This is a genomic window from Methylobacillus gramineus (assembly GCF_020532675.1).
Classification (GTDB): Bacteria; Pseudomonadota; Gammaproteobacteria; order Burkholderiales; family Methylophilaceae; genus Methylobacillus; species Methylobacillus gramineus.
Genome location: NZ_JAJAVE010000003.1, coordinates 661,720 through 687,318 on the forward strand (window position 1 = coordinate 661,720; position 25,599 = coordinate 687,318).

The window sequence follows — 25,599 nt, forward strand, 5'->3', positions numbered from 1 at the left end:
CTGCTTGGCGTAGCTTACTCTTCATCATCCAGTGAAGTGCCTGGTTTTGCTGTATCTGGAATGCGATAGCTTTCGCTTGCCCATTGTCCCAGGTCTATCAAGCGGCAACGTTTGGAACAGAATGGGCGATACTCGTTACTGCTTGAGAACTCGGACAATTCGCCACATTGTGGACAGGAAACCAGGCGTTTTTTTTCGGAAGTGTTTACAGGTTGCACAGCGTCAGTGAGAAGTTGATGTCTGAGTCGCAAGGACGAGGTCTTTGCGCGTTGTCCAGACTGTTGAATCGAATATTGATAGCATATTTGTTGGCGCTGACTTCAGGAAAGCACGGCAGGTCATCATGAATCTCCACGCGCAGCATCTGGGCAGGCTTAGCACCCCCCAGCATTTGCTGGTAAGCGCCGTGAATGGCTGTTAATGAAGTGGTGGCTCCACTGCCTCTCAGGATATGCAGGATGATGCGTATGGCATCGTATAGCGGCATGAGGGGGCTTAACCAGAAGCTGAGGTCTGTCTGTCTGCGTGTTTCGCTGAGGCCCAGCCAGTAGTGATATGACGGTAAGTCAAATTCGCATACGCCACCAGGGATCGCTGAACGCTGCTTGATGCTCATGAGCCATTCATTATCGCGTAGCGTTTGCCCCAGTTTTCCAGGCGTGCCGCGTAATGGTTTTGCGGCTGATTCGATATCGTTGACCAGGTCATTGAGGACTTGCTCTTCAATCGAAGGATTGCCGCGCAAGTTGTTCATGACAATCTTCTGTCGGTCTAACTCTTGTAGCAGGTCCACCTTTAGCTCAGCGCGTTCAATCACGTCCAGAATCTGGAAAATCGAGAGTAGCGCACAGTGATGGTTGAACTCATGTTCCCCTTCAATATTATGCAAGACCTTGATAAACAGGTCTTCCAGGCGCAGCATGGTACGGATACGTTCGTTGAAAGGGTAATCGTAGCTGGGCACGGGCTTCTCGGGGCTGAGCAACTAGGGTAATGAAGTTGTGGTGGATTATGAGATTTATTCGCTAACTATGCAAGCCTGAATGAATTTTTCATGTATTTGCAGAATATTGGCTTGCAATTCATCCAGTGTGCCATTGTTGTCAATAATGTCATTGGCAAGGGCGCGCCGGAAGCTTCTGGAGGCCTGAGTGGCAATAATCGAACGTACCATTTTCTCCGAGAACCCATTGCGATCAGCAACCCGACTGATTTGCTTGTCTTCGGTACAATCGATCAGCAAGGTACGGTTGACGATGCCTTCATAACGATTGGACTCAAAAAACAAGGGGATGGCCAGAATCTGGTATGGCGCATTGTTATAGCTATCCAGTTCACGTAGAGCCTCTGTGTGAATCGCTGGATGGAGTATGGATTCCAGCAGCCTGCGGTCTGCATCGCTGGAGAAAATACGATCACGAATCTTTGCCCTGTCCATGGCGCCATCAGCGGTGACATATTCCTGGCCAAAGGCTTCAGCTATCTTGGCCACCAATGGTTTGCCGGCAGAAGTCAGGTTGCGGGAAATGACATCCACATCCACGACGGGTACCCCAATGTTGGCAAACATTTTTGCAGCTTCACTTTTGCCTGCGCCAATACCGCCAGTCAGTCCAACAACATACATATCAGGTTCCTAAATACAGTTGCGACAATTGATTGCCGAAAAACAGGGCAGCGATTCCACCCAGTGCGAGATAAGGCCCAAAAGGCATAGGCTTGCCGCGGCCTTGTCTGGCAGACACGATAAGGATTATGCCTATTATAGAGCCTGCGAGGGATGATAATAAAATGACGGCAGGCAGTAGCTGCCAGCCAAACCAGGCGCCCAGTGCTGCCAGTAATTTGAAATCTCCATATCCCATGCCCTCCTTGCCCGTGACCAGTTTGAACAGCCAATAGACTGACCAGAGCGTGAGATAGCCTGCTGCTGCACCTACTACGGCAGATTCCAGGTCGGTAAACCCGGTATTGAGGTTGTAGAGCAAGCCCAGCCACAGTAAAGGCAAGGTAATATCGTCTGGAAGTAATTGTGTATCCAGGTCGATAAAGGTGAGTGCAATCAGTGCGAAGATGAATATCCAGGCGGCTACTGCCATGCCTGAGTAGCCGAAATGCCAACTCACCAAGCCTGTCAGAATGCCCGTGGCAGCCTCTACCAATGGATAACGCAGGCTGATGTGAGTTTTGCATCCACGGCATTTACCACCCAGAAACAGATAGCTGATGACGGGTATGTTCTCTAGGGCCGTGATTGGATGTTTGCAATGCGGACAAGCTGAACGTGGTTTGACCAGATTGTAGGCGGGCGAATTTTCTGTACTTATACCCTGTAATTCTGCGCAGTTTCTATGCCACTCCATTTCCATCATGCGTGGCAGTCTATGAATCACGACGTTAAGAAAACTGCCAACAAGTAATCCCAGCAAGACGGAAAAGCCGATAAAGAAAGGTGGATTTTCGCGCAGGAGATTAAGGAATTCAAAAATAAAATCGGGCATAGGGTCGTTATGAGTAAACTTTTCGCATCATCCCACCGTTATATCAGTATGGCAACCGCATCTATGAAACTTGCCATCTATCCTTGAAATAAGGAAAACCGCCGCCAACTAAGCGTTGAGTGATCACTAACCTGAAAGGAAACGCAAATGATAGAGACTGGAACTCAAGCAGCATGGGATGCTCCCGTTGTTTGCCGTGTAGAAGTAGATTTGTCGGGTTGGTTGGAACAATTGACAGGCAATTCAAACTGGGAACTTTATGATGAGTCCGAGGATGAGACTTACATGAGTTTTGCCATGAGGCATGGTCTGCGGCAGGCGGAGGTGACGCTATATCATAATGGTTATGCCATGGTGGATGTGGACGGTGAGTCTTTATTTGACGGAGCTTTGACACCGGCAACCAGTCTCTGTGCTCACTTAAGCTATTATCGGGCTGATAGCGGAGATCTTATAACACTGAATTAAGCGTATGCAAAAAGCCCTGCTTGCAGGGCTTTTTCATGCTGGCATTGTTCATTATTTCTGGAACTAAACTTGTTGAGCTGCTGTCGGTTTTCTGGGCTTAATTAATGAGTAAAAATGAACAATAACGCGGGTCATAAAATGCCACCAAGACAAAGGTTGATTAATCTCCTTAGTCTGGAGCGCAAAGATATATTGCTGGTTATTCTCTTGATGGGCGCGGTTGGTTTTATCAACCTGGCTATCCCCATTTCCGTCCAGGCTTTGATCAATACGGTCACCATGGGCAGCTTGATGAAGCCACTCCTCATCATCTCCTTCATGCTGTTCATCTTCCTGTTTCTTGCGGGTCTGTTTTATGTGCTGGAAATTTTTATTGTCGAACTCATACAGCGGCGTATCTTTTGCCGGATTGCCACCGAGGCAGCCAGTAAGACACAGGGGGCAAGATACGATGTAGCCGATGACCTGCAGGAGCTGGTCAACCGCTTTTTTGAGGTGACCTCAGTACAAAAGTCGGTGGCCACATTGTTGACCATCGGGGTGGCCACCATCCTGCAAGGCGTGGTCGGTAGCATCATCCTGGTCTTCTACAGCGTCTATTTCGCGGTGGTGGTAGCCCTGGTCATGCTGATCATCCTGGTGATTGTCTATGTCATTGGGCGCAAGGCCTCACTGACGGCAATCGCGGAGTCCCATGCCAAGTTTGAGCTGGCAGCCTGGCTCGAGACGATTGCGCGCAACCTTAATACCTTTAAGTTTTCTTCTGGAGTCAGCCTTGCGCAAGAGCGCACAGACCAGCTGGCTGCTGAATACCTGAAAAAGCGCAGTGCGCATTTCCGTATCCTGATCAAGCAATACCTGGGCGGCGTGCTGATCTATGCACTGGGTGGCACCGCCATGCTGGCCCTGGGTGGGACCCTGGTCATCCAGGGGCAGATCAATTTGGGGCAGTTCGTTGCAGCGGAGCTGATCATTTTTGCGGTGCTGGCTTCATTTCTGCGCTTCATTGGTCAGCTGGAATACTATTACGACCTGCTCGCCAGCCTGGACAAGATTGGTTATATCCAGGATCTGCCACAGGAGAAAATACCGACACGCGAGATTGAGGTGCAAAGGCCTATCAAATTGAGTGCGGTTAATCTTGGTTATGATTACCTGCGGCATACAGCATCGCAGTCGGGCATCAGCTTCACCCTGCAGCCGGGCAGCAGTCTTGCTGTGCTCGGCGTGGCTGGTAGTGGAAAGTCCTCCCTGGCTTCATTGCTCACGGGTTTGAAGCAGCCAGTGAAGGGGCATGTCGAGTTTAATGATATTGCCATTGATCAATTCAACTTGAATCAACTGCGCAAGCATATCGGATGTGTTGGCAAGCTGGAGGTCATTGAAGGTGACATTATCGACAATGTGCTGATTGGGCGCGATGACATTACGCTGGGGCAGGTGACACAGCTATTGGCTAAGATGGGCTTGATGTCCAGTATTAACCGGCTTCCACAGGGCTTGAATACACCGCTTTCCGTCAATGGTGCTCCGTTTTCCACCACCCAGATCAATCTCCTGATGCTGGCCAGAGGCATCATTGGCCAACCAGGCCTCCTGATCGTGGATGGCTTGCTGGATTACCTGGATGATGCAGATCTGCAACGTGCTCTGCCTTTGCTGCTGGATCTGCCTGCATGCAGTGTCGTGATCATGACGCGCCATGCCGCGATTGCTCAGCACTTCGAGAATATATTGACGTTGGAACTGCTTGATCATGTTGCATAACCGTATCGATAACCAGCAGTTCCTGAAATACACAGCGACGCCAACAGTGGTCAAGCGCATCCTGTTTGGCATTGTGGTGTTGTGCTTTATCGTGCCGACTCTGATGCTGTTCTTGCCCTGGCAACAGAATGTACAGGCCATGGGAGCAGTCACCGCATTTGCGCCGCTGGAAAGGCGGCAAAGCGTGGATGCGCCGGTAGGCGGAGTCATCAAGCAGTGGTTTGTGCGTGAGGGTACACGCGTGAATGCAGGTGACCCATTGCTGGAAATCAGTGATGTCGACCCCAGGTTCAAGGAGAGGCTGGCGGCACAGCAGCAAACCAGTGCCGTCAAGCTCAAGGCCAAGCAAGATGAACTCCGTGCGTATGAGGTGCAATTGCAGAATCTGATTGCCGTGCGCCAGGCTAGAGGAAATGCTGCAGAGTACGGTCTTGATGTTGCCAGGCAAAAAGTGGTGGCGTCCACAGAAAATGTGGCCTCGTCCCAGGCCACGCTGGATGCTGCGGATTTTCAGGTCACCAGGATGAAACGTCTGGTGGACGAGGGGCTGGTATCCAGGCGAGATGTGGAAGTGGCCGAGCGGGATCGTGCTGTGGCATTGCGCAGTGTCAATAGCGCCAAGGCAGCACTCGATTCAGCACGTGCAGAAGAAAAAACTGCGCAGGCCAACTTGTTGCAGGTGAAGGCTGAAGCCCAGGCTGATATTGATGCAAGCCATGCCTTGATCAGCAAGATAGGCTCCGAGGTGGCCGACACGCAAAATGAATTGACCGCCCTGGACATCAGTCTTTCACGCCAGGAATCCCAGTTGGTCAAGGCGCCTCGTGCAGGCACAGTATTTCAGGTGCCGGTCAATTCGCAATCCCAGGTGATCAGTCAGGGTCAGCCGCTGTTGGTGATCATTCCTGATGCAGGGCAGCAGGCTGTGGAGTTGATGGTCAGTGGCCTCAATGCTGCCTTGATTCTCCCAGGCACGCGGGTCAGGCTGGAGTTTGATGGCTGGCCTGCCTTGCAGGTTTCCGGCTGGCCAAATGTGGCGATAGGGACATTTGGCGGCAAGGTGGCATTTGTGGATGCTAGCGATGATGGTACCGGGCGGTTCCGCGTCATGGTGGTGCCGGATGAGGATGTACAAAAGTGGCCTACTGAAAGATTCCTCAGGCAGGGAGGCTCGGCACGTGGCTGGATATTGCTGGAAGAAGTGTCGATAGGCTATGAAATCTGGCGGATATTGAACGGTTTCCCGCCGCGCGTGCCACAACCCCCTGCCACTCCGGGGCAGCGGAGTTGATGGTGCAGCGCATAAAGCCAGGATTTTCCATTGCATGCTCCAAGCTATTGGTTTGCCTCGGCTTGGTGGCAGGCGGGGCTGGGTTGCCTGCCTGGGCTGAGTCGGTCATCACTGGGACTGAGCGTACTCCGGATATCAGCCTGCCCGGTAGCCTCGACTTGAACACGATAAGCCGACGTCCTGCGCAGACTCTGGACGAAGGAGCCGCTGATGCGCAGCAGCAATACAAATTATCGCCACCGAAAAAGCTCAAGATCAACCTTGATGAGGTGTTGGCCCAGGGTCGTACAACACAGAACTTGCTGCCCGGAGGGGTTGAGCATGGCCTGAGCATTGTGGATGTCCGTGCCAAGGCCTTACAGAACAATCTTTCACTGAAGGTGGTGCAGTTCGACCCACAAATGGCCGAAAGCGCACTGGGTGCCGAGCGTGCCAAGTTTGACAATATTATTTATGCCAGCTTGCGCCGCAGCCGCGAGAACCGGCCACTGACCAGCGGAGATATTGTGCAGCTCAAGGCCGAGGATGCCCAGCTGGACGGGCAACTGGTCAAGTTGAACAAGGCCGAACAGCAGATTGATTATCTGGATGGGGAGGCTGGCATTGCCATTCCGTTGCGCACGGGCGGCATGGTGAGAGTGAGTACACCGTTCGAGCGCAAGCTGACGGAAGGTAGCCTGGGGACTGACGAGTACAGGCGAGCCACACGCTTTTCGATCAGCCAGCCTTTGTTGCGCAATGCTGGCGTCAAGGTCAATGAAGCCAGCATCCGCATTGCCGAGCTGGATCGCCAGGCCATAGATGCCAAGACGCGCTTGCAATCGATACGCGTGGTTTCGCTGATAGACAAGGCGTATTGGGATGTATATGCGGCCTGGGCTGAGCTGGATGTCAGGCATCAGCAATACGAGCTGGCTGCGCGCAATCTTGACATGGTACGCCGCAAGGTGGAAGAAGGGCTGGTCGCGAGCATTGAGGGCAGTCGGGCCGAAATTGGGGTTTCGGACAAAGTGGAAGCATTGATCATGGCAAAGACGCGCTTGCAACTCAGCCAGCGTCAATTGCAGTTCCTGCTCAATGATCCGCAATATGCCATTGGCGGGAGTACCTTGATTCGTCCGCAATCTGAGCCGATTCTGGTGAATTACGAGTTTGACAGGGACAGGCTGGTCGACTCGGCCATGCAGGGCCGCCTGGAGCTGTTGGAACTGGAAGTGAAGCTCGCAGCCGATATCAACAAGATTGAATACCTGCAAAACCAGACCTTGCCGCTGTTTACCCTGGATTACAGCTATGGTGCCTTGTCGGCGGGCACCAGTAGCTTGTCTCGAGCGTATGACAGTCCGTTTGATAATCGTTTCAATGAATGGTCGGTAGGGGTGCGTTTCGAGCTCCCCATGACGAATGAGGCGCGCCGCAATCAATTGCAGCAAGCGGTGCAGCAGCGCATGCAACGGCTTTCAACCAAGGAGTTGCAGGTCTTAACGGTCAAGCGAGAAATTTATGATGTGGTGGACCAGGCAGAGCAGCACTGGCAACGTATTCTTGCGGCACGCCAACAGGTGATGCTGGCCGGGGTCAATTACGACGGTGAGCTCAAGCAATTCAACGAGGGTTTGCGTAACATGACCGAGGTGCTAGAGATGCTGGGGCGGCTTGGTGAATCGCAGATCAAGGAAATACGGGCGATTGAGGATTATCAGGCTGCGCTGATTGATATTGCCTATGCCACCGGTACCCTGCTGGGATATGGCCATGTGGAGTTTGGCTCTTAAGGTTTGGCTGTTTTACTTAATTAACTGGGCTGGCTGGAGTGTTGGTCTGGGGCTGGGCAGATTAATAGCTTCTGGAAACAGCAAACTCGGCAAGCTGCAGCAAGGCTTGCTTGTACATGGACGCTGGAAGGTGGGCAATTGCTTCGCAGCCTGTTGCGGCTTCAGCCTTGGCGACTGCACGTACGTGTTCCAATGCGCCAGTTGCCTTGACTGCATCAATCACGGCGGGTAACTCATCCAGGCCACCCTGCTCGATCGCGTGGCGGATGATGTTGCGCTGGGCCTCTGTGCCATGGCGCATGGCATACAGCAATGGCAATGTCGGCTTGCCTTCAGCAAGATCATCTCCCAGATTCTTGCCTATTTCCGAGCTATCGCCGCTGAGATCGAGTACATCATCAATTAGCTGGAATGCGGTGCCTAAGCGCATTCCATACTCAGCCATGGCGGCTTCGTCTTCTTTGCTGGCTTCGCAGATGATGGCACCAAGGCGCGTCGCGGCCTCAAATAGCTTGGCCGTTTTATAATGAATCACCTTGAGGTAGGCCTCGTCGGTGATATCGGCATCGTGTACATTCAACAGTTGCAGCACTTCACCTTCTGCAATGGTATTGGTGGCTTCTGACAACACTTCCATGACACGCATGTTCCGCACTGCGACCATCATCTGGAAAGTCCGGGAATAGACAAAATCGCCGACCAATACGCTGGCCGCATTGCCAAACAGTGTGTTGGCGGTAGCTTTTCCTCGGCGCAGGGCAGATTCATCCACTACATCATCATGCAGCAGGGTGGAGGTGTGGATGAGTTCAATCACCGCAGCCAGCTCATGGTGGCGGTGCTCGATATGTCCAAAGGTACCGGCTGAAAGCAAGACCAATGCGGGTCGCAGTCTTTTGCCGCCGCTATTGACGATATAATCTGCTACCTGGTTGATCAGGACTACATCGGAGTGCAATGATTTTCTGATGACCGCGTCGACTTGTTGCATGTCTTCTGCGATACAGGATTGAATAAAAGCTAAGGACACGTCTGGCTGCCAAAAATAAGTCAGCAGATTCTAACATAGGCATCAGCGAAACTGCGCTTTGAGCCGCATCGCTGGTATGTTTGCCTGGTGTTTGAATCATTTGGGCATGGTGTGGCAGATTGCATTTGCTTTCCTGAGTAATTTCCGTATAATGCCCGATTCATTTGAATGCGTAGCAAACGAGGCATAACCATGTATGCAGTTATCAAAACTGGTGGCAAACAATATCGCGTAGCCGCTGGTGATAAGCTTAAGGTAGAGAAGTTGGTTGGTGACGTCGGCAGTGAAATCACTCTCGACAAGGTATTGTTGGTTTCCGATGGTGAGAACACCACTGTTGGTGCTCCTTTGGTGCAAGGCGCAAGCGTGCAAGCCAAGGTTGTTTCACACGGTCGTGGCGATAAGGTTATGATTTTCAAGTTTCGCCGTCGTAAGCATTATCGTAAGACTCAAGGCCATCGCCAGAGTTTTACTGAAATCCAGATCGAAAAGATTGCTGCTAAGTAAGGGGTAATATAAATGGCACATAAAAAAGCAGGCGGTAGTTCCCGTAACGGTCGCGACTCACATGCTCAGCGACTTGGTGTTAAGGCTTTCGGTGAGCAGTTAGTTTCAGCTGGTAGCATCATTGTTCGTCAGCGTGGTACACGTATGCACCCAGGCGAAAATGTTGGTATTGGTAAGGATCACACCTTGTTTGCCAAGGTTGACGGCAAAGTGGCTTTTTCTATAAAAGGTGCACTGCGTCGCAAGCTGGTTAGCATTATTCCAGCTTAAGTTTTAAGCGATTCAGGAAAAGCCCTATCGATCCGATAGGGCTTTTTTATTTCAGGCGGTATTATGCTGAAGATGCAAATTCTTTCGATACTTAATCTAGGCAGTTCATCATGAAGTTTATAGACGAAGCAACCATCAAGGTCTATGCCGGCGATGGCGGAAACGGCGTGGCCACATTCCGTCGTGAAAAGTATGAGCCTATGGGCGGCCCGAATGGCGGTGATGGTGGTAAGGGCGGTTCTATCTTCATGATCGCTGATCGCAATATCAACACCTTGGTTGATTACCGCTATACGCGCCTATTCCGTGCCAAGCGTGGCGGGAATGGGCGTGGTTCTGATCAGTATGGCGCTGGCGGTGATGATATGGTGTTGCGCGTGCCTGTAGGGACTGTCATCAGTGATAAGGCAACAGGACAGGTGTTGGTTGATCTGGCTCAGCATGACCAGCGTGTGATGGTCGCCAAGGGTGGTAATGGCGGTCTGGGCAATATCCACTTTAAGTCCAGTATCAATCGTTCGCCACGGCAATGTACCAAGGGTGAACAGGGTGAGGAGTTTGAGCTTTACCTCGAGCTGAAAGTGCTGGCTGATGTCGGTCTGCTCGGTATGCCGAATGCTGGTAAATCGACATTTATCCGTTCGGTGTCTGCCGCCAAGCCTAAAGTCGCTGATTATCCATTTACTACCTTGCATCCTAACCTCGGTGTGGTGCGCGTTGATACCAATCGCAGTTTTGTCATTGCCGACGTACCTGGCTTGATTGAAGGTGCCGCTGAGGGCGCTGGCTTGGGACACCAGTTCCTGCGCCATCTTGCACGTACCCATTTATTGCTGCATTTGGTGGATCTAGCACCGTTTGATGAGGCGGTGGATCCTGTGCGTGAAGCACGTGCGATTGTCGAAGAGCTGAATAAGTATGACGAAGAGCTGTATAACAAGCCGCGCTGGCTGGTCCTGAATAAGGTGGACATGCTGCCGGACAGTCAGGAGCGTGTGGCTGAATTTGTGCGGGAACTGGGTTGGGAGGGGCGCTGTTTTGCCATTTCTGCCTTAACTGGCACAGGCTGTCGTGAATTGACGTATGCCATCATGGAGCATATAGAAACCAATCGCCAAGATGATACGGCTTCCGATACTCCTGTGGTGTAGTCAAAACATGAGTCGAGTGTGAGCATGACGTCTTTGCTATTAAACGCTAAATGCCTGGTGGTGAAAGTCGGCTCCAGCCTGGTAACCAATAATGGTGCGGGCTTGGACCGTCAGGCGATTGCTGCATGGGCCGAACAGATTGCGCAACTGGTCAAGAATGGCAAGCAGGTGGTGCTGGTGTCCAGCGGAGCAGTAGCCGAAGGCATGCAGCGCTTGGGCTGGAAAAAACGGCCAGTGGCGATTCATGAATTGCAGGCTGCTGCCGCTGTTGGACAAATGGGGCTGGTGCAGATGTATGAAACCTGCTTCAGCAAGCATGGTTTGCATACGGCTCAGATATTGCTCACCCATGCTGATCTTGCTGACCGTAAACGATATCTCAACGCGCGCAAGACGCTACGTAGCTTGCTGGACTTAGGCGTGATCCCGGTGATTAATGAAAATGATACCGTGGTGACAGATGAAATCCGGTTTGGTGACAATGATACGCTTGGATCCTTGGTTGCCAACCTGATTGAGGCTGATGCTCTGGTGATATTGACCGACCAGTCAGGTCTTTATTCTGCCGATCCGCGCAAGCATGCAGATGCAAAATTTATTCAATATGAAACAGCAGGTAATCCTGCCCTGGAACAAATGGCGGGTGGTGCGGGTACATTAATTGGCAGTGGCGGTATGCTGACTAAGATATTGGCAGCCAAGCGTGCCGCACGCAGTGGTGCGCATACGATTATTGCCTCAGGGCGCGAACAGGATGTGCTGGTTCGTCTGGCCTCGGGTGAAGTCGTCGGGACGCATTTGCAAGCTGGACAGATCAAGACGTTGGCGCGCAAACAATGGCTGGCGGATCATCTGCGCCTTGCTGGTAAGGTTGTGCTGGATGAGGGCGCTGCCAAGGCATTGCAGCAAGGTGGTAAAAGCTTGTTGCCTATTGGTGTGACTGCGGTCGAGGGGGCTTTTGAGCGTGGCGAAGTGGTCGCCTGTGTCAATCCGTCTGGGCATGAAATCGCACGCGGTTTGGTCAATTACAGTGCGGTGGAAACAGCACGTATCCTGCGCAAGCCGAGTAATGAAATTGAACGCATACTGGGTTATGTCGATGAGCTGGAGCTGATTCATCGCGATAACCTGATTCTGGTGTAAGGGGAAAAAATGTCTCAAGCGTTGGTAGCCATCATCATGGGGTCGGATAGTGATTGGCCTGTGATGCGGGCAGCAGCACAAATGCTGTCTGATCTGGGAGTTGCATATGAGGCGCGGGTGGTATCTGCACATCGCACGCCGGACCTGATGTTTGAATTTGCCGAGCAAGCCGCACAGCGAGGTTTTCGTGCGATTATCGCTGGTGCTGGAGGCGCTGCCCACTTGCCTGGCATGGTGGCAGCCAAGACGATATTGCCTGTATTGGGTGTGCCGGTGCCTTCCAGGCATTTGCAGGGCCAGGACTCCTTGCTGTCTATTGTGCAAATGCCCAAGGGCATCCCGGTGGCAACCTTTGCCATTGGTGAGGCTGGAGCGGCCAATGCAGGCTTGTTCGCGGCGTCTATTCTGGCAACGACCGATGCGGTGCTGGCGCAAAAGCTGGTTGAGTTCCGTGAGGCGCAAACTGCGCGCGTGCTGGTGATGGAATTGCCGGATCAGCCCTGATTTGATTGTGTTGAAATCTAGTGTGAGGAATTTTTTGTGAGTGCTAACACCATTCTGCCTCCAGCCATGCTGGGGATGTTGGGCGGCGGACAATTAGGCCGGTTTTTTGTAGTGGCAGCTCATGAAATGGGCTACCGGGTCGCAGTCCTTGACCCGGACAAGAATAGTCCTGCTGGCAAGATTGCTGATCTGCATATCTGTGCCGCGTATGGTGATGAGGCAGCATTGGCTCGTATGGCTGAGCATTGTGTGGCTGTTACGACAGAGTTTGAGAATGTGCCTGCCAGTACGCTGGAGTTTCTTGCGCAGCATTGTACTGTACGTCCTGCGGCTGCTGCCGTGGCGATTGCGCAAAATCGCGTGGCGGAAAAGCATTTCCTCCGGGATGCAGGGTTGCCTGTAGCGCCTTATGCTGTGATTCAGCAGGCGGCGGACATTCCTGCCTTGGATAGCGGTTTGTACCCGGCGATTCTCAAAGTGGCGCGTTTTGGTTATGACGGCAAGGGTCAGGCCCGAGTGGCTAACCAGGATGAAGCACGTGCCGCATTTGAGCAGTTCCGCAGTGAAACCTGCGTGCTGGAGCGTATGCTCAAGCTGGACTATGAGGTTTCACTGGTACTTGCGCGTGATGTCAATGGGCATGTAGCGGCTTTTCCAGTTGCGGAAAATAGTCATCTTAATGGCATACTGGATGTCAGCATCGTGCCAGCGCGTGGCGATGAGGCTATCCGCCAGCAAGCTCAACAACTGGCGATTGAAATCGCGACAAAACTTGATTATGTCGGTGTGTTGGGTGTGGAGTTCTTTGTCAGTGAAGGCAAGCTCCTGGTCAATGAAATGGCACCACGTCCTCATAATTCCGGTCATTACACGATAGATGCTTGTGTCACTAATCAGTTTGAACAACAGGTGCGTGTATTGGCTGGCCTGCCCCTAGGCGATGCTCGCCTGCATAGCCCGGCTGTCATGGTCAATATCCTGGGTGATATCTGGCAGGATGGTGAACCGGCATGGAGTGAAGCATTTTCCCAGCCACAGCTCAAGATGCACTTGTACGGCAAGCATGAGGCGCGTGCTGGTCGCAAGATGGGGCACTTTACTGTGATTGGCGACTCGGCGGATGCAGTGCTGGATGTCGCCATGCGTGCCCGTGATGCCTTGGGTGTGGGTAAGTAAAAAGAGGGCGTTATCCGCTCGGGTGTTGGTATGTGACCTGAGTGGGAATTGCCTGCGCGTGTTGGTTAGGCTTGCATGTGTTGTCAGAGCGTAAGCAATTTTTCGGTGTAAGCAATTTTAGCCAACAAAAAAGCCGGACATTAAGCCCGGCTTTTTTGTGTCTACACAAGAGGACTATCGATTAAGCAAGTGCCTTAATTGAAGCGCTCAGGCGGCTCTTATGGCGAGCTGCCTTGTTCTTGTGGATGATTTTCTTGTCTGCAATACGATCGATCACGCTAACGTTCTCGTTGTATATACTTTGCGCTGCAGTCTTATCACCGGCTTCAACCGCTTTAATGATCTTTTTGACCGCGGTACGCAAAGCCGAGCGCAAACTTGCATTGTGGGCGCGTTGCTTGACTGCCTGACGTGCACGCTTTCTCGCTTGTGCGCTATTAGCCATGGATATTCCCTAAATTAGTTAACAAAATACGAAGCCAAGCATAGTAACTAATTTTAAAATCAAATGCAAGGAGCTTGTTGATTTGAGGCATGAGATGATTGCTCAGGCATGCTAAAATCCTCTTTTTTATTGGCTTGTGCTCATTCCCATTATCTCATGATGCGTATGCAATGAATCTGTTGAAAGCGTTGGCTGCTGTCGGGAGCATGACCTTTATTTCCCGAGTGCTGGGTTTTGTCAGGGATACGCTGATTGCACGCGTATTTGGCGCAGGTGTCTATACAGATGCCTTCTTTGTTGCGTTCAAGATTCCCAATTTATTACGTCGCTTGTTTGCTGAGGGGGCATTTTCCCAGGCGTTTGTACCTGTGCTGGCCGAGTATAAAAATCGCCAGGGGCATGAAGCCACGCGTAACCTAATCAGTAATGTAGCCACTGTGCTGGGTTTGGTGCTGGTGGTCGTGACGGCTGTGGGCATGATCGCCGCCCCCTGGATTGCTTATGTCAGTGCACCCGGGTGGGCACAAAGTGAGCCAGAAACGTTTACCCTCACGGTAGACATGCTGCGTATTATTTTTCCTTATATCCTGCTCATTTCTCTGGTGTCATTGGCGGGTGGGGTGCTCAATACCTATAGCAAGTTTTCTGTCCCTGCGTTTACCCCGGTGTGGCTCAATATTGCCTTTATTGTCGCTGCGCTATTTTTTGCCCCGTATTTTGATCCCCCAATCATGGTTTTGGCTTGGGCTGTGTTTGCGGGCGGACTGTTGCAACTCGCATTTCAACTGCCATTTCTGCGCAAAATCGGCATGTTGCCGCGCTTCAAGCTTAACTTGAATGATGATGGTGTCTGGCGCATTTTGCGATTGATGGGCCCCGCGGTGTTTGGCGTATCGATTGCGCAATTATCACTGCTGATCAACACGATTTTTGCTTCATTTCTCGAAAGCGGTAGTGTTTCCTGGCTTTACTATGCAGACAGACTCATGGAGTTTCCTACCGGCCTCTTGGGGGTGGCACTGGGCACTATCTTGCTGCCCAGTCTTTCCAAGAGTGTTGCCGATAAGGCTGAGGCTGAATATTCCTCACTGATGGACTGGGGGCTGCGCCTGACACTGATTCTTGCATTGCCTGCAGCGGTGGCGCTGGCTGTGTTGTCAGTCCCTTTGGTGACGGCACTGTTTCATTATGGTGCGTTCTCCGAACATGATGTCTGGATGACGCGGCAAGCCCTTATGGCTTATAGCCTGGGTTTGCTGGGGCTGATTCTGGTAAAGGTGCTGGCCCCTGCTTTTTATGCGCGGCAGAACATCAAGACGCCGGTCAAGATTGCCATGTTTACCCTGGTCGCCACCCAATTGATGAATCTGGTCTTTATTGGCCCTTTCAAGCATGCCGGGCTGGCATTGGCAATTGGCCTGGGAGCATGTATTAATGCCAGCCTGTTGTATTATCACTTGCGCAAGGCGGGTACTTATCAGCCTCAAACAGGCTGGGGTCTATTTTTATTACGCTTGTTGTTTGCGGTAGCGGTGATGGCTATTGCGTTATGGTGGGCAGCGGGGGATAGCAGTCTATGGATGCATTATCATTTGCTTGCCAAGTTATCGCATTTGGCCGGACTGGTTGTGTTGGGGGCTGTCGTGTATTTCGGCAGCTTGTGGCTGCTGGGCCTTCGTATGCGTGATTTCATGAAGCGTAGCGCAACTTAAGGCTAACACATGCAAATATTCCGGCATTTTCATCAGGCAGCCAATCATCCCCTGGCCGTGGCTATCGGGAATTTTGATGGCTTGCACCTAGGGCATCAGGCCTTGTTAAAACGCCTGATTGAGGTGGCAAAAACGCAGCATCTCAAGTCTGCCGTCATGACGTTTGAGCCGCACCCACGTGAATTTTTCACTCCAGATCGCGCGCCCACCCGCCTCACGTCATTACGTGAAAAGCTGGAGTTGTTTGCTGAAGCCGGTGTTGAGTATGTCTATGTCTGTCATTTCAATCGCAGGTTTGCTGCGATCAGTGTAGAAGACTTCATGCAGGACATATTGCGTAATGCCATGGATGCACGTGCTGTTCTAGTCGGAGAGGATTTCCGCTTTGGGGCAGGGCGTAAGGGCGGTATGGAAGATTTTGTTCGCGGTGGATTCAACCTGCAAAGCCAGCCACAGATAGACCTGCATGGAAATCGGGTTTCCAGCACGGCGATTCGGGAGGCCTTGGCGAATGGACAGCTTGATATTGCGGCAGAGCTGCTGGGACGGCCTTACAGCATCAGTGGCAAAGTGGTCCATGGCGACAAGCTGGCACGCGAGCTTGGTTACCCGACGGCAAATATCCATATGTTGCACGACAGGCCACCGCTTTTTGGCATCTATGCGGTAAAATTAGAGGGTTTGGCAGGCTATGGCAATGACTTGCCCGGTGTTGCCAGCCTGGGTGTCAGGCCTACCGTCAAGAGTAACGGCAAGCCGACGCTGGAAGTGCATCTGTTCGATTTCTCTGGCGATATCTATGGCCAGCATGTGCGCGTGAAGTTCATGCACAAGATTCGGGATGAAATGAAATTCGACAGTCTGGAAACGCTGAAATACTGGATAGCACAGGATGCAGACCAGGCACGTGATTATTTCAAGGCCCACAGTATTCTTTAAAGTATTTTTGAAAATAGACTAATGAGCGAAAACACCAAATACAAGCTTAACTTGCCGGAAACCACCTTTCCCATGCGTGGTGATCTTGCCAAGCGTGAACCAGGCTGGCTCAAGGCCTGGCAGGAGAAACAGGTATATCAGCGTATCCGCAACGCGCGCAAGGGTGCCAAGAAGTTCATCCTGCATGATGGCCCACCCTATGCCAACGGCGCGATTCATCTGGGGCATGCCGTCAATAAAATACTCAAGGACATTATCGTTAAATCCAAGACCTTGTCTGGGTTTGATGCACCGTATGTGCCTGGTTGGGATTGCCACGGCTTGCCAATTGAACTGGTGGTGGAAAAACAGCATGGCAAGGATATTCCTCCAGCCCGCTTTCGTGAGCTATGTCGCGAGTATGCGCAAACCCAGGTAGAGCGGCAGAAGCAGGACTTCATTCGCCTGGGTGTGCTGGGTGACTGGGATAATCCTTACCTCACCATGGATTTCCGCACCGAGGCCGATATCATGCGGGCTTTAGGTGATATTTACCAAAACGGATATCTTTATCAGGGCTCCAAGCCCGTACATTGGTGCGTGGATTGTGGATCGGCCCTGGCTGAGGCTGAGGTGGAGTATGAGGACGTTAATTCCCCAGCCATCGATGTCGGTTTCAAGTTTGCTGACGATGCGGCACTGAGCAAGGCTTTCAATACGTCGGTGACGGGTGATGTTTATGCCGTCATCTGGACTACTACGCCATGGACACTGCCAGCCAATCAGGCTGTGAGTGTCAACGCCGAGCTTGATTATGACCTGATCCAGACATCGCGAGGTCTGCTGGTGCTTGCACATGAGTTAGCTGAGGCTACTCTGGCGCGGTATGCCGAGACGGAGAGCCATATCCTGGCAACTACCAAAGGCGATGCGCTCAAAGGATTGCTGTTGCAGCACCCATTTGATCAGCGCCAGGTGCCTGTGATTACTGGCGAGCATGTGACGACGGATGCAGGTACTGGCCTGGTGCATACTGCTGCTGCGCATGGTAATGATGACTGGTTGGTGATGCGGGCCAACTATCCTGATGAAAAGCCACGCGTGCTGATCGGGGGAGATGGCAAATTCTTCAACAGTGAGCTGGTTGAATTAGCCACTATACGCGGGCTGCCACGTCAGGACGCGAACAAGATCATTCTCGCTGTGTTGCAGGAGCGCGGCGTATTGTTTGCCAGCGCCCGCCTCAATCATAGTTTTCCGCATTGCTGGCGGCACAAGACGCCGCTTATGCAGCTGGCCACCCATCAGTGGTTTATTGGTATGAAGCAGGAGGGCAAGGGCGGCAAGACCTTGCGTGAGCTGGCCAATCAGGCGGTCGATGATACCGAGTTCTTCCCCGCATGGGGCCGGGCGCGCCTGGAAGCCATGGTCAAGAACCGCCCTGACTGGTGTGTGTCACGCCAGCGCAATTGGGGTGTACCCATGCCGTTCTTTGTGCACAAGGAAACGGGTGAGCCTCATCCTGAGACATTGAGGTTACTGGAGATCGTCGCGCTGGAAGTGGAGAGGCAGGGCATAGAAGCCTGGTTCTCACTGGATGGTGCCGCTTTCCTGGCACAACATGCCGCGGATAATGCCGAGCAATACACAAAGGTCACGGATACGCTGGATGTGTGGTTTGATTCCGGGGCGACTCATGCGGCAGTACTGAAACGCAGGGCCGAATTGCAGAGCCCGGCAGACCTATACCTGGAGGGTTCGGACCAGCATCGTGGCTGGTTCCAGTCTTCACTGCTGACAGGTTGTGCAATTGATGGTCGGGCACCTTACCATGCCTTGCTCACGCACGGATTTACCGTGGATGAAAAGGGCTACAAGATGTCCAAGTCTCGTGGCAACGGTATAGAACCGCAGGACATCTGTAACCGTCTGGGGGCGGATATGTTGCGTCTGTGGATTGCCTCCACGGATTATTCCGGTGAAATGTCCCTGTCTGAGGAAATCCTCAAGCGCGTGACCGATAGCTATCGTCGCATCCGCAACACCTTGAGATTCCTGCTGGCTAACCTGGCAGACTTTGATGCGACCAAGGATCTGCTGCCGGTGGAACAATGGCTGGAGCTTGATCGTTTCGGTGTAGCGCTGACCGCGCAACGGCAGCAACAGGTCATTGCCGATTATGATCGCTACGAATTGCATCTGGCAGTGCAAAAGCTGGTGGGATTCTGCTCGGAAGAGCTAGGTGGCTTCTATCTGGATATTCTCAAGGACAGACTCTATACCTCTGGTTCTGATTCTCACGCGCGCCGTTCTGCGCAGAGTGCGCTTTACCACATCACGCATGCCTTAATGCGCCTGATGACACCTATCCTCAGTTTCACCGCAGACGAGGTATGGCAGACCCTGGGCTTGAATCCAGAGGCTACCGTATTTGAGGAAACCTGGTACAAGTTGCCAGCTCACGGCCTGGATGAGCAGCGCCTGAAATTCTGGCAGAGGGTGATTGAAGTACGCAATGTGGCTAACAAGGCAATAGAAGCGTTACGTGCAGAAAGCAAGCTGGGCGCTTCCCTGCAGTCTGAGCTCGATATTTATGCGAGCGGTGATACCTATAGTGCGCTCAAACACTTGGGCGAGGACTTGCACTTTGTGCTCATGACTTCACGCGCCACCCTGCATGAGCGTGCAGGAGATCTGGAAGTGGTAGTGAACCCCAGCAAGTACCAAAAATGCGAGCGCTGCTGGCATTATCGCGCGGATGTAGGTGTGGATGCGGCGCATCCTTCCATTTGCAGCCGTTGCGTCAGCAATCTGTTTGGTCAAGGCGAGTCCAGGCACTATGCGTAAATGGTTAGCGCTCAGCGCTGTTGTTGTAGCGCTCGATCTTTATAGCAAACATTTGGTGCAGAATGCCTTGGCGTATGGCGACCATGTGCACTTGACGTCATTTTTTGATCTCGTGCGTTACCATAATGAAGGCGCTGCCTTCAGCTTCCTGGCTGCGGCAGGGGGATGGCAACGCATATTCTTCAGTGCTATTGCCCTGATAGCTTCTGCCATCATCATCAATCTTCTACGCAAGCATCCTAAACAAACCTGGTTCTGCCTGGGCCTGTCGTTAGTGCTGGGTGGTGCGTTGGGAAATTTATATGATCGTGTCACTTTGGGGTATGTGGTGGATTTCCTGTTCTTCTACTATGAAGAATATTACTGGCCCGCGTTCAATGTGGCGGATTCAGCGATTTGCGTAGGCGTGACGCTGCTGATTCTGGATAGTTTCCGTAAAAAGACATAAACGTTACCCATTGTGTCGCAGTTTGTGATGCGCATGGGCTCATCCTTGACATAGGCTGATACGATGCAATCTACATAGTTGTTGATTGACGCCAGATGGTCATTGATCCTGAAATAATGACCATGTTGATTGCTTCCACATTAGCAGGAACTGAATAGACAGCGCCAACCGGGCACTTGGTCGCGGTATCAACTAATCAGTTACCATGCCAATGCTGTAGCTCGGAATTAATTAGCTGTGGCTTTAGCGAGATCCTGTCGATTGTGACAGTGTTAAAAGTTTCTTGCCCAAGGTCACTGCCAGCAACACCAGTCCGCCAGCCACCACCCCAATCAGGGCATCAAATAATAAAGACACCAACAGGCTGCTGCTTGTGTCAGTGGCACCCAACACATGCGTCAAGGCCTCGTTTGCATGGTGCAGTGGTGGAATGCCATGACTGAGGATGCCGCCGCCGACCAGAAACATCGCGGCTGTACCGGCAATCGATAATCCCTTCATCAATAACGGTGCTGTCTGGAGCAGGCCATGGCCCATCGTGCGTGCGATGCTGCTGGCTCTCTGGCTTAGGTAAATGCCCGCATCATCTAGCTTGACGATGCCAGCGACCAGGCCATACACGCCTACGGTCATGAGCAGTGCCATGCTGGAGAGCACCAAGACCTGCTCAGTGAGTGTGGCGACGGTGACGGTACCCAGTGTGATGACAATGATTTCTGCAGAGAGTATGAAGTCGGTACGGATCGCGCCTTTGATCTTGTCTTTTTCATAGGCGACGATATCAATGCTGGGATCCTCCAATGCCTGCTTGAGCGACTGGTTTTCTGCCTGTTTGTCGCTATGAGGCAGCCAGCGGTGAGCCAGTTTTTCAAAACCTTCAAAACAGAGGAAAACGCCGCCTAGCATAAGCAGGGGCAATATGGCGGATGGCAGCAAGCTGCTGATCAGCAATGCTGTTGGCACCAGGATGGCTTTGTTGAGTAATGATCCCTTGGCGACTGCCCATACCACTGGCAGTTCGCGATCAGCCCGGATGCCGCTGACTTGCTGCGCATTAAGGGCCAGATCATCACCGAGTACCCCTGCGGTTTTCTTGGCGGCCATTTTGGTCATGACGGAAACGTCATCTAGCAGACTGGCAATGTCATCAATCAGGGTGAGCAGGTTACTGGCGGCCATGGCAGGGAATTCATTGAAGAAAGGCGTTCAGCATAGCATGAAGTTGAGAGTGCTTGTCTGGCCTGTATTTGTTGCAAGTATCAGAAATTTTTTGATAAAAAAGCACACCTGCCAAGGTGTGCTTTTTTATTGCACGTTGAGTATCAGGCTGCTTGTTTCAGGCTGTCGATATCAATGACAAAACGGTACTTTACATCGCTCTTGAGCATGCGTTCAAAAGCCGTATTGATTTGCTGGATAGGGATTAACTCAATATCAGAAGTAATGTTGTGTTCGGCACAGAAATCCAGCATTTCCTGGGTTTCCTCAATGCCACCAATCAAGGAGCCAGCAAGGGTACGGCGCTTGAAAATCAGATTGCCTACGCTAGGAGACGGATGCGGGCTATCTGGCACACCGACCAGGCACATGGATCCATCGCGTTTCAACAGGCTCATGAACTGGTCAAGGTCATGGGGAGCCGCTACCGTATTGAGGATGAAATCAAAGCTCTGCAGGTGTTGCTGCATTTCTTCTGGGTTCTTGGAGATGACAACTTCATCCGCGCCCAGCCGTTTCGCATCTTCGGCTTTGCCGGGAGATGTGGTGAATAGCACAGTATAGGCACCAAATGCATGAGCAAACTTCAAACCCATGTGGCCCAGGCCACCCAGGCCGACGATGCCTACCTTATGACCTTTGCCCACTTTCCAATGCTTCAGTGGCGAGTAGGTAGTGATGCCTGCGCAAAGCAAAGGGGCGACAGCAGCCAGATCCAGCTTTTCCGAGACTTTGAGTGTGAAGTGCTGGTCAACCACAATCAGGTTGGAATAGCCGCCATAGGTGGATTTATTATTGTGTTTGTCTGGGCTGTTATAGGTAAACACTGAGTTGTTGCAATATTGCTCCAGTCCTTCAGCGCAGTCTGGACAAGTGCCGCAGGAGTCTACTAGGCAACCAACACCAGCCAGATCGCCTGCTTTGAACTTGGTGACAGCGCTACCCACTTGCGTGACGCGTCCTACAATCTCGTGCCCTGGCACCATGGGGAATGTGGAATTTCCCCATTCATCTCTGGCTTGATGCAGATCGGAGTGGCAGACGCCACAGTAGAGGATCTCAATCTGGACATCATTCTCACCCACTGCCCGGCGTTCGAAAGCAAATGGCGACAGTGGAGATTTCGGGTCATGAGCCGCATAGCTGATGGCTTTGGTCATTGGTGGACTCCTTAATGTAAGAAAACTAGCCCCTGAATGCAGGGAATATCCCTCATTATGCAGGTTGAAATTGATCCAATAAATGGAAATATATCAATTTCAGAATTCCATAAAATGTGATTGCATCATGATGGTAGGCAGGATGGTGGGAGTGCCAGGCGATGCCACCGCCTGGCCGGGGAAAGGTTAACGCTTGCTGTCTACGGACAATCCTAGCGCGCCGGTGCTGGCGAGCATGAAGAAACCGCCAGCGATAGCGATGTCTTTGAGGAACAGGACAGTCTGCATAGGATCGGTGAAATCTCGATGGAAGAGGACGGCTGCCACAATACAGAAAATAGCCAGTAGCCATGCCACCAAGCGAGTCTGGAAGCCGACGATAATGGCGATCCCGCCTAATAATTCAAGTGCTATGGTGGGCCAGAGCAGGAGACCTGGTAGTCCGACGGATTCCATATAGCCTATGGTGCCAGCAGGGTCAGCAATCTTTCCGGCGCCAGCAAATACGAAGATTACTGCAATGAGAATACGACCAACGAGGTGTGCATACTGATTCATTATCATCTCCTTTTTTATATTGGTATGGTTGGGTCATGGCTAGCTAGTGGCCTATATACCCAGACTCCACCATAAAGCAATTTGGTATGGAGTGCTATGTTGTTGATGGAAATGAAAAAGGGGCTTGCGCCCCTGAATCTGAATGATCAGTGAAAAAGCTTATGCATGACCAATGTTGGCGATGGCATGACGTACACCTTCTGCATACGCAGGATCGGCTTTTGCCAACTGAGCCAGCATGCGTTCCTGGATCGAGGTATTGGCTTGTGAGAGCCCGTTGGCAATATTGTTGAACAGCTGTTGTTGCTGGTCAGCATTCATCAAGCGGAACAGATCGCCAGGCTGGCTGTAATAATCTTCATCGGACTGGTCATGGTGGCCTATCCAGGCATTTTCCAGCACCGGCATAGGCGGTGATGCATATTGTGGCGCTGGGCTGGGGGTGGTGTCTCTGTCATTCGGGTAGAAGTTAGGCACACTCGTCAGATCTGCGCTGGCAGCACCATGACCGGTAATCGGGCAGCCGGTTGCCATCGCGCCATCCCGCTGATAATGATGTACCGGGCAGCGTGAGGCATTCACTGGCAACTGATTGGCATTGACGCCTAGACGATAGCGGTGTGCATCCTGATAGGCCAACAGGCGAGCTTGCAGCATCTTGTCTGGTGAGGCCCCTATGCCAGGTACCAGGTTGCTGGGAGCAAAGGCTGACTGCTCGGTTTCAGCAAAATAGTTGTCTACGTTGCGGTTTAACTCCAGCTGGCCGATTTCTATCAAGGGGTAGTCTTTATGCGGCCATACTTTGGTCAGGTCGAACGGGTTGATATGATATTGGCGTGCTTCTTCTTCCGTCATGATCTGTACCTTGACGCTCCATGAAGGAAACTCGCGACGCTGGATCGCGGCCACCAGGTCCTGTTGCGCGCCATGCGCTGGCAGGGAGGCGGCTTCATCCCCGGTAAACGTCTTGATTCCCTGATTGCTCTTGAAATGCCACTTGACCCAGACGCGCTTGCCTTGCTCATTCCAGAAACTGAGCGTGTGTGAACTGAAGCCGTGCATATGGCGGTAAGACGCTGGAATGCCACGGTCGGACATCAATATGGTCATCTGGTGCAGTGACTGCGGGTGGTTTGCCCAGAACTCAAACGCGTTGGCTGGGTTGGGTAAATTGGTGCGTGGGTCTTTCTTTTGCGAGTGGATAAAGTCAGGGAATTTGATCGGGTCATTGAGGAAAAATACCGGGGTGTTATTGCCCACCAAGTCGAAATTACCCTGTTTGGTATAGAACTTGACGGCAAAACCACGCGGATCACGAGCAAAATCGCTGGAATCCTGGCCACCACCAACAGTTGAGAAACGAACAAATACCTCGGTCTGATCACCAATGTTTTGCAAGAAGCTGGCCACGCTATACTCGCTCAGGCTGCGGCTCAGGGTAAATGTGCCATAAGTCCCGGTGCCGCGCGCATGGACGACACGCTCAGGGATACGTTCACGGTTGAAATGTGCCAGCTTCTCAAATAAATAGTGATTGTCAAAGGTGAGCGGACCGCGCGCACCTACACTGATACTGTTATTGTCATCGGCGACTGGTGCGCCGGCAGAAGTGGTTAATATCGGTTTGCTCATGACCTTCTCCTTGATGATGTATGGATTTTTATAATAGTGATGATGATGAATCAACTGCTGCTTGTTGCAGGTTAAGGTCGCTTGATTAGGCTATGGAGCTATCATAATTAATTTGGGTTAATAATAAAAATTGTTTGTTATTATTTTAATGATAATTAAAATTAATCGTTTTATTGTTCAGGCACTGAAAAACAGAAAGGGGCATAAGCCCCTTTCTGTTGGATGAAACGATGAGTCCACGCTTAGTGGTGGGAATTCACGCGTATTTTTTGCAGGATGATGGTGGAAAGCTCTTCAATGGAGCGGCTGGTGGAATCGATCCAGTTGATTTTCTCCCGCTGCATCAAGTCCTCAGCCAGACGGATCTCATGACGACAGTTATCCAAGGAAGCATACTGGCTGTCAGGACGGCGCTCACTACGGACGCTGTGCAGGCGTTCGGCATTGATGCTGAGTCCATAGAGCTTCTCTGGATGCTTTTTCAGGGCTTCTGGCAGGCTGCCACGCTCAAGGTCTTCCGGGATCAGTGGGTAATTAGCGGCCTTGATGCCGAATTGCATGGCCAAATACAGGCTGGTTGGCGTTTTACCGCAACGTGAAACGCCCACCAGAATGACCTGGGCTTCACTTAAACCAAAGTCTGTCATGCCATCGTCATGATTGAGCGTGAAGTTGATGGCATCAATACGTTCGTAATAACTGTTACCCAGCACGCTATGTGCAATGCCAGAGGTGCGGGATGGTTGTTCCTGTAACTCTTCTGCCAGTGGATCAACAAAGGATCCAAATACGTCCAGGTGTAAGGCATTGCTTTGTTTCAGCTTGTCACGCAGGTCGGTATTGACCAGCGTCATCACAATGATGGGGCGTACACCATCACTGTGTTCTGCTTCAGCGATCCTTACCAGGGCTTCCTCCACCTTCTGCTCCGAGTCGGTGAAGGGTAGCCTGATATGATGAAAGCTGACCGTAGTGAAATGCGCCAACAAGTGACCAACGGATTCGGCAGTGATACCTGTGCCGTCAGAGATAAAAAATACACTGCGTTTCTGCATTTACTTTCCAGTCAGCTTAAGTG

Annotated in this window: 25 protein-coding genes; 14 read left to right on the forward strand and 11 right to left on the reverse strand. The window is 51.8% G+C overall.

The window, feature by feature from the left end; genetic code table 11:
• Positions 1-14 precede the first annotated feature (14 nt).
• Genes LG201_RS13615 through LG201_RS13630 form a run of 4 tightly spaced genes read right to left on the reverse strand, consistent with a single transcriptional unit; the run spans position 15 to position 2,501 of the window.
• Positions 15-218: a DNA gyrase inhibitor YacG gene (locus LG201_RS13615; protein WP_404809746.1), complete on the reverse strand. Its 204-nt coding sequence runs from the start codon at positions 216-218 to the stop codon at positions 15-17.
• Positions 206-964, reverse strand: coding sequence for a cell division protein ZapD (gene zapD, locus LG201_RS13620; RefSeq protein WP_226772747.1), 759 nt, complete (start codon positions 962-964; stop codon positions 206-208). The genes LG201_RS13615 and zapD overlap by 13 nt, the downstream gene beginning before the upstream one ends.
• A gap of 54 nt (positions 965-1,018) precedes the next feature.
• Positions 1,019-1,627: a dephospho-CoA kinase gene (gene coaE, locus LG201_RS13625; RefSeq protein ID WP_226772748.1), complete on the reverse strand. Its 609-nt coding sequence runs from the start codon at positions 1,625-1,627 to the stop codon at positions 1,019-1,021.
• A 1-nt stretch (position 1,628) separates the two neighbouring features.
• Complete coding sequence (locus LG201_RS13630) at positions 1,629-2,501, reverse strand: prepilin peptidase (RefSeq protein ID WP_226772749.1); 873 nt, start codon at positions 2,499-2,501, stop codon at positions 1,629-1,631.
• Between the two features lie 147 nt (positions 2,502-2,648).
• Here LG201_RS13630 and LG201_RS13635 point away from each other — a divergent pair, with 147 nt between their 5' ends.
• The 4 genes from LG201_RS13635 to LG201_RS13650 all read left to right on the forward strand — a co-directional run bounded on the left by LG201_RS13635 (position 2,649) and on the right by LG201_RS13650 (position 7,802).
• On the forward strand, positions 2,649-2,969 hold the full coding sequence (locus tag LG201_RS13635) for a hypothetical protein (protein ID WP_226772750.1): 321 nt from the start codon (positions 2,649-2,651) through the stop codon (positions 2,967-2,969).
• Between the two features lie 114 nt (positions 2,970-3,083).
• Positions 3,084-4,736, forward strand: a complete 1,653-nt coding sequence (locus LG201_RS13640) for an ATP-binding cassette domain-containing protein (RefSeq protein WP_226772751.1) — start codon at positions 3,084-3,086, stop codon at positions 4,734-4,736.
• Entirely contained in the window at positions 4,726-6,027 is a 1,302-nt protein-coding gene (locus LG201_RS13645; protein WP_226772752.1) for an HlyD family secretion protein, read from the forward strand. The genes LG201_RS13640 and LG201_RS13645 overlap by 11 nt, the downstream gene beginning before the upstream one ends.
• A complete protein-coding gene (locus tag LG201_RS13650; protein ID WP_226772753.1) occupies positions 6,027-7,802 on the forward strand; it encodes a TolC family protein in 1,776 nt (591 codons plus the stop codon). The genes LG201_RS13645 and LG201_RS13650 overlap by 1 nt, the downstream gene beginning before the upstream one ends.
• A 61-nt stretch (positions 7,803-7,863) precedes the next feature.
• On the opposite strand, the gene LG201_RS13655 is transcribed toward LG201_RS13650, so the two are convergent.
• Entirely contained in the window at positions 7,864-8,793 is a 930-nt protein-coding gene (locus LG201_RS13655) for a polyprenyl synthetase family protein (RefSeq protein WP_226772754.1), read from the reverse strand.
• A 231-nt stretch (positions 8,794-9,024) separates the two neighbouring features.
• Between LG201_RS13655 and rplU the strand changes: the two genes are divergently transcribed.
• The 6 genes from rplU to LG201_RS13685 all read left to right on the forward strand — a co-directional run bounded on the left by rplU (position 9,025) and on the right by LG201_RS13685 (position 13,583).
• Positions 9,025-9,339 carry a 50S ribosomal protein L21 gene (gene rplU, locus LG201_RS13660; RefSeq protein ID WP_226772755.1) on the forward strand — a complete coding sequence of 105 codons (315 nt, stop codon included), beginning with the start codon at positions 9,025-9,027 and terminating at the stop codon, positions 9,337-9,339.
• Between the two features lie 12 nt (positions 9,340-9,351).
• Entirely contained in the window at positions 9,352-9,609 is a 258-nt protein-coding gene (gene rpmA / locus LG201_RS13665) for a 50S ribosomal protein L27 (RefSeq protein ID WP_226772756.1), read from the forward strand.
• Positions 9,610-9,719: 110 nt separating this feature from the next.
• Positions 9,720-10,760 (forward strand): Obg family GTPase CgtA, encoded by a 1,041-nt coding sequence (gene cgtA / locus LG201_RS13670; RefSeq protein ID WP_226772757.1) that lies wholly within the window; start codon positions 9,720-9,722, stop codon positions 10,758-10,760.
• A 24-nt stretch (positions 10,761-10,784) separates the two neighbouring features.
• Entirely contained in the window at positions 10,785-11,903 is a 1,119-nt protein-coding gene (gene proB / locus LG201_RS13675) for a glutamate 5-kinase (protein ID WP_226772901.1), read from the forward strand.
• Between the two features lie 9 nt (positions 11,904-11,912).
• The gene (gene purE, locus LG201_RS13680) at positions 11,913-12,407 is read left to right on the forward strand and encodes a 5-(carboxyamino)imidazole ribonucleotide mutase (RefSeq protein ID WP_226772758.1); all 495 of its coding nucleotides are present in this window, start codon (positions 11,913-11,915) and stop codon (positions 12,405-12,407) included.
• 36 nt (positions 12,408-12,443) lie between these two features.
• Entirely contained in the window at positions 12,444-13,583 is a 1,140-nt protein-coding gene (locus LG201_RS13685; protein ID WP_226772759.1) for a 5-(carboxyamino)imidazole ribonucleotide synthase, read from the forward strand.
• Positions 13,584-13,764: 181 nt separating this feature from the next.
• Here LG201_RS13685 and rpsT read toward each other — a convergent pair whose 3' ends face one another.
• A complete protein-coding gene (rpsT, locus tag LG201_RS13690; protein ID WP_226772760.1) occupies positions 13,765-14,028 on the reverse strand; it encodes a 30S ribosomal protein S20 in 264 nt (87 codons plus the stop codon).
• A gap of 170 nt (positions 14,029-14,198) precedes the next feature.
• Here rpsT and murJ point away from each other — a divergent pair, with 170 nt between their 5' ends.
• From murJ to lspA, 4 genes are read left to right on the forward strand one after another with little or no spacing between them, the layout of a single operon-like run.
• Positions 14,199-15,740 (forward strand): murein biosynthesis integral membrane protein MurJ, encoded by a 1,542-nt coding sequence (murJ, locus tag LG201_RS13695; RefSeq protein WP_226772761.1) that lies wholly within the window; start codon positions 14,199-14,201, stop codon positions 15,738-15,740.
• A gap of 9 nt (positions 15,741-15,749) precedes the next feature.
• On the forward strand, positions 15,750-16,679 hold the full coding sequence (locus LG201_RS13700) for a bifunctional riboflavin kinase/FAD synthetase (RefSeq protein ID WP_226772762.1): 930 nt from the start codon (positions 15,750-15,752) through the stop codon (positions 16,677-16,679).
• A gap of 21 nt (positions 16,680-16,700) precedes the next feature.
• A complete protein-coding gene (gene ileS / locus LG201_RS13705; protein ID WP_226772763.1) occupies positions 16,701-19,505 on the forward strand; it encodes an isoleucine--tRNA ligase in 2,805 nt (934 codons plus the stop codon).
• Positions 19,498-19,953: a signal peptidase II gene (lspA, locus tag LG201_RS13710; protein WP_226772764.1), complete on the forward strand. Its 456-nt coding sequence runs from the start codon at positions 19,498-19,500 to the stop codon at positions 19,951-19,953. Before ileS ends, lspA begins: the two co-directional genes overlap by 8 nt.
• Positions 19,954-20,196: 243 nt before the next feature.
• Here the strand turns inward: lspA and LG201_RS13715 are convergent, their stop codons facing one another.
• The 5 genes from LG201_RS13715 to ppsR all read right to left on the reverse strand — a co-directional run bounded on the left by LG201_RS13715 (position 20,197) and on the right by ppsR (position 25,576).
• Entirely contained in the window at positions 20,197-21,132 is a 936-nt protein-coding gene (locus tag LG201_RS13715) for a DUF808 domain-containing protein (protein WP_226772765.1), read from the reverse strand.
• A 143-nt stretch (positions 21,133-21,275) separates the two neighbouring features.
• Positions 21,276-22,331, reverse strand: coding sequence for an NAD(P)-dependent alcohol dehydrogenase (locus LG201_RS13720; protein ID WP_226772766.1), 1,056 nt, complete (start codon positions 22,329-22,331; stop codon positions 21,276-21,278).
• Between the two features lie 186 nt (positions 22,332-22,517).
• Positions 22,518-22,889, reverse strand: a complete 372-nt coding sequence (locus tag LG201_RS13725) for a DoxX family protein (RefSeq protein WP_226772767.1) — start codon at positions 22,887-22,889, stop codon at positions 22,518-22,520.
• A 159-nt stretch (positions 22,890-23,048) separates the two neighbouring features.
• Complete coding sequence (locus LG201_RS13730) at positions 23,049-24,521, reverse strand: catalase (RefSeq protein WP_226772768.1); 1,473 nt, start codon at positions 24,519-24,521, stop codon at positions 23,049-23,051.
• A gap of 242 nt (positions 24,522-24,763) precedes the next feature.
• Positions 24,764-25,576: a posphoenolpyruvate synthetase regulatory kinase/phosphorylase PpsR gene (ppsR, locus tag LG201_RS13735; protein ID WP_226772769.1), complete on the reverse strand. Its 813-nt coding sequence runs from the start codon at positions 25,574-25,576 to the stop codon at positions 24,764-24,766.
• Positions 25,577-25,599: the final 23 nt, after the last annotated feature.

Coding starts and splice junctions, on each gene's coding strand:
- coaE (WP_226772748.1), bottom strand. CDS start 1,627: ATGTATGTTGTTGGACTGACTGGCGGTATTGGCGCAGGCAAAAGTGAA.
- LG201_RS13630 (WP_226772749.1), bottom strand. CDS start 2,501: ATGCCCGATTTTATTTTTGAATTCCTTAATCTCCTGCGCGAAAATCCA.
- LG201_RS13635 (WP_226772750.1), top strand. CDS start 2,649: ATGATAGAGACTGGAACTCAAGCAGCATGGGATGCTCCCGTTGTTTGC.
- LG201_RS13640 (WP_226772751.1), top strand. CDS start 3,084: ATGAACAATAACGCGGGTCATAAAATGCCACCAAGACAAAGGTTGATT.
- LG201_RS13645 (WP_226772752.1), top strand. CDS start 4,726: ATGTTGCATAACCGTATCGATAACCAGCAGTTCCTGAAATACACAGCG.
- LG201_RS13650 (WP_226772753.1), top strand. CDS start 6,027: ATGGTGCAGCGCATAAAGCCAGGATTTTCCATTGCATGCTCCAAGCTA.
- LG201_RS13655 (WP_226772754.1), bottom strand. CDS start 8,793: ATGCAACAAGTCGACGCGGTCATCAGAAAATCATTGCACTCCGATGTA.
- rplU (WP_226772755.1), top strand. CDS start 9,025: ATGTATGCAGTTATCAAAACTGGTGGCAAACAATATCGCGTAGCCGCT.
- rpmA (WP_226772756.1), top strand. CDS start 9,352: ATGGCACATAAAAAAGCAGGCGGTAGTTCCCGTAACGGTCGCGACTCA.
- cgtA (WP_226772757.1), top strand. CDS start 9,720: ATGAAGTTTATAGACGAAGCAACCATCAAGGTCTATGCCGGCGATGGC.
- proB (WP_226772901.1), top strand. CDS start 10,785: ATGACGTCTTTGCTATTAAACGCTAAATGCCTGGTGGTGAAAGTCGGC.
- purE (WP_226772758.1), top strand. CDS start 11,913: ATGTCTCAAGCGTTGGTAGCCATCATCATGGGGTCGGATAGTGATTGG.
- rpsT (WP_226772760.1), bottom strand. CDS start 14,028: ATGGCTAATAGCGCACAAGCGAGAAAGCGTGCACGTCAGGCAGTCAAG.
- murJ (WP_226772761.1), top strand. CDS start 14,199: ATGAATCTGTTGAAAGCGTTGGCTGCTGTCGGGAGCATGACCTTTATT.
- LG201_RS13700 (WP_226772762.1), top strand. CDS start 15,750: ATGCAAATATTCCGGCATTTTCATCAGGCAGCCAATCATCCCCTGGCC.
- ileS (WP_226772763.1), top strand. CDS start 16,701: ATGAGCGAAAACACCAAATACAAGCTTAACTTGCCGGAAACCACCTTT.
- lspA (WP_226772764.1), top strand. CDS start 19,498: ATGCGTAAATGGTTAGCGCTCAGCGCTGTTGTTGTAGCGCTCGATCTT.
- LG201_RS13715 (WP_226772765.1), bottom strand. CDS start 21,132: ATGGCCGCCAGTAACCTGCTCACCCTGATTGATGACATTGCCAGTCTG.
- LG201_RS13720 (WP_226772766.1), bottom strand. CDS start 22,331: ATGACCAAAGCCATCAGCTATGCGGCTCATGACCCGAAATCTCCACTG.
- LG201_RS13725 (WP_226772767.1), bottom strand. CDS start 22,889: ATGAATCAGTATGCACACCTCGTTGGTCGTATTCTCATTGCAGTAATC.
- LG201_RS13730 (WP_226772768.1), bottom strand. CDS start 24,521: ATGAGCAAACCGATATTAACCACTTCTGCCGGCGCACCAGTCGCCGAT.
- ppsR (WP_226772769.1), bottom strand. CDS start 25,576: ATGCAGAAACGCAGTGTATTTTTTATCTCTGACGGCACAGGTATCACT.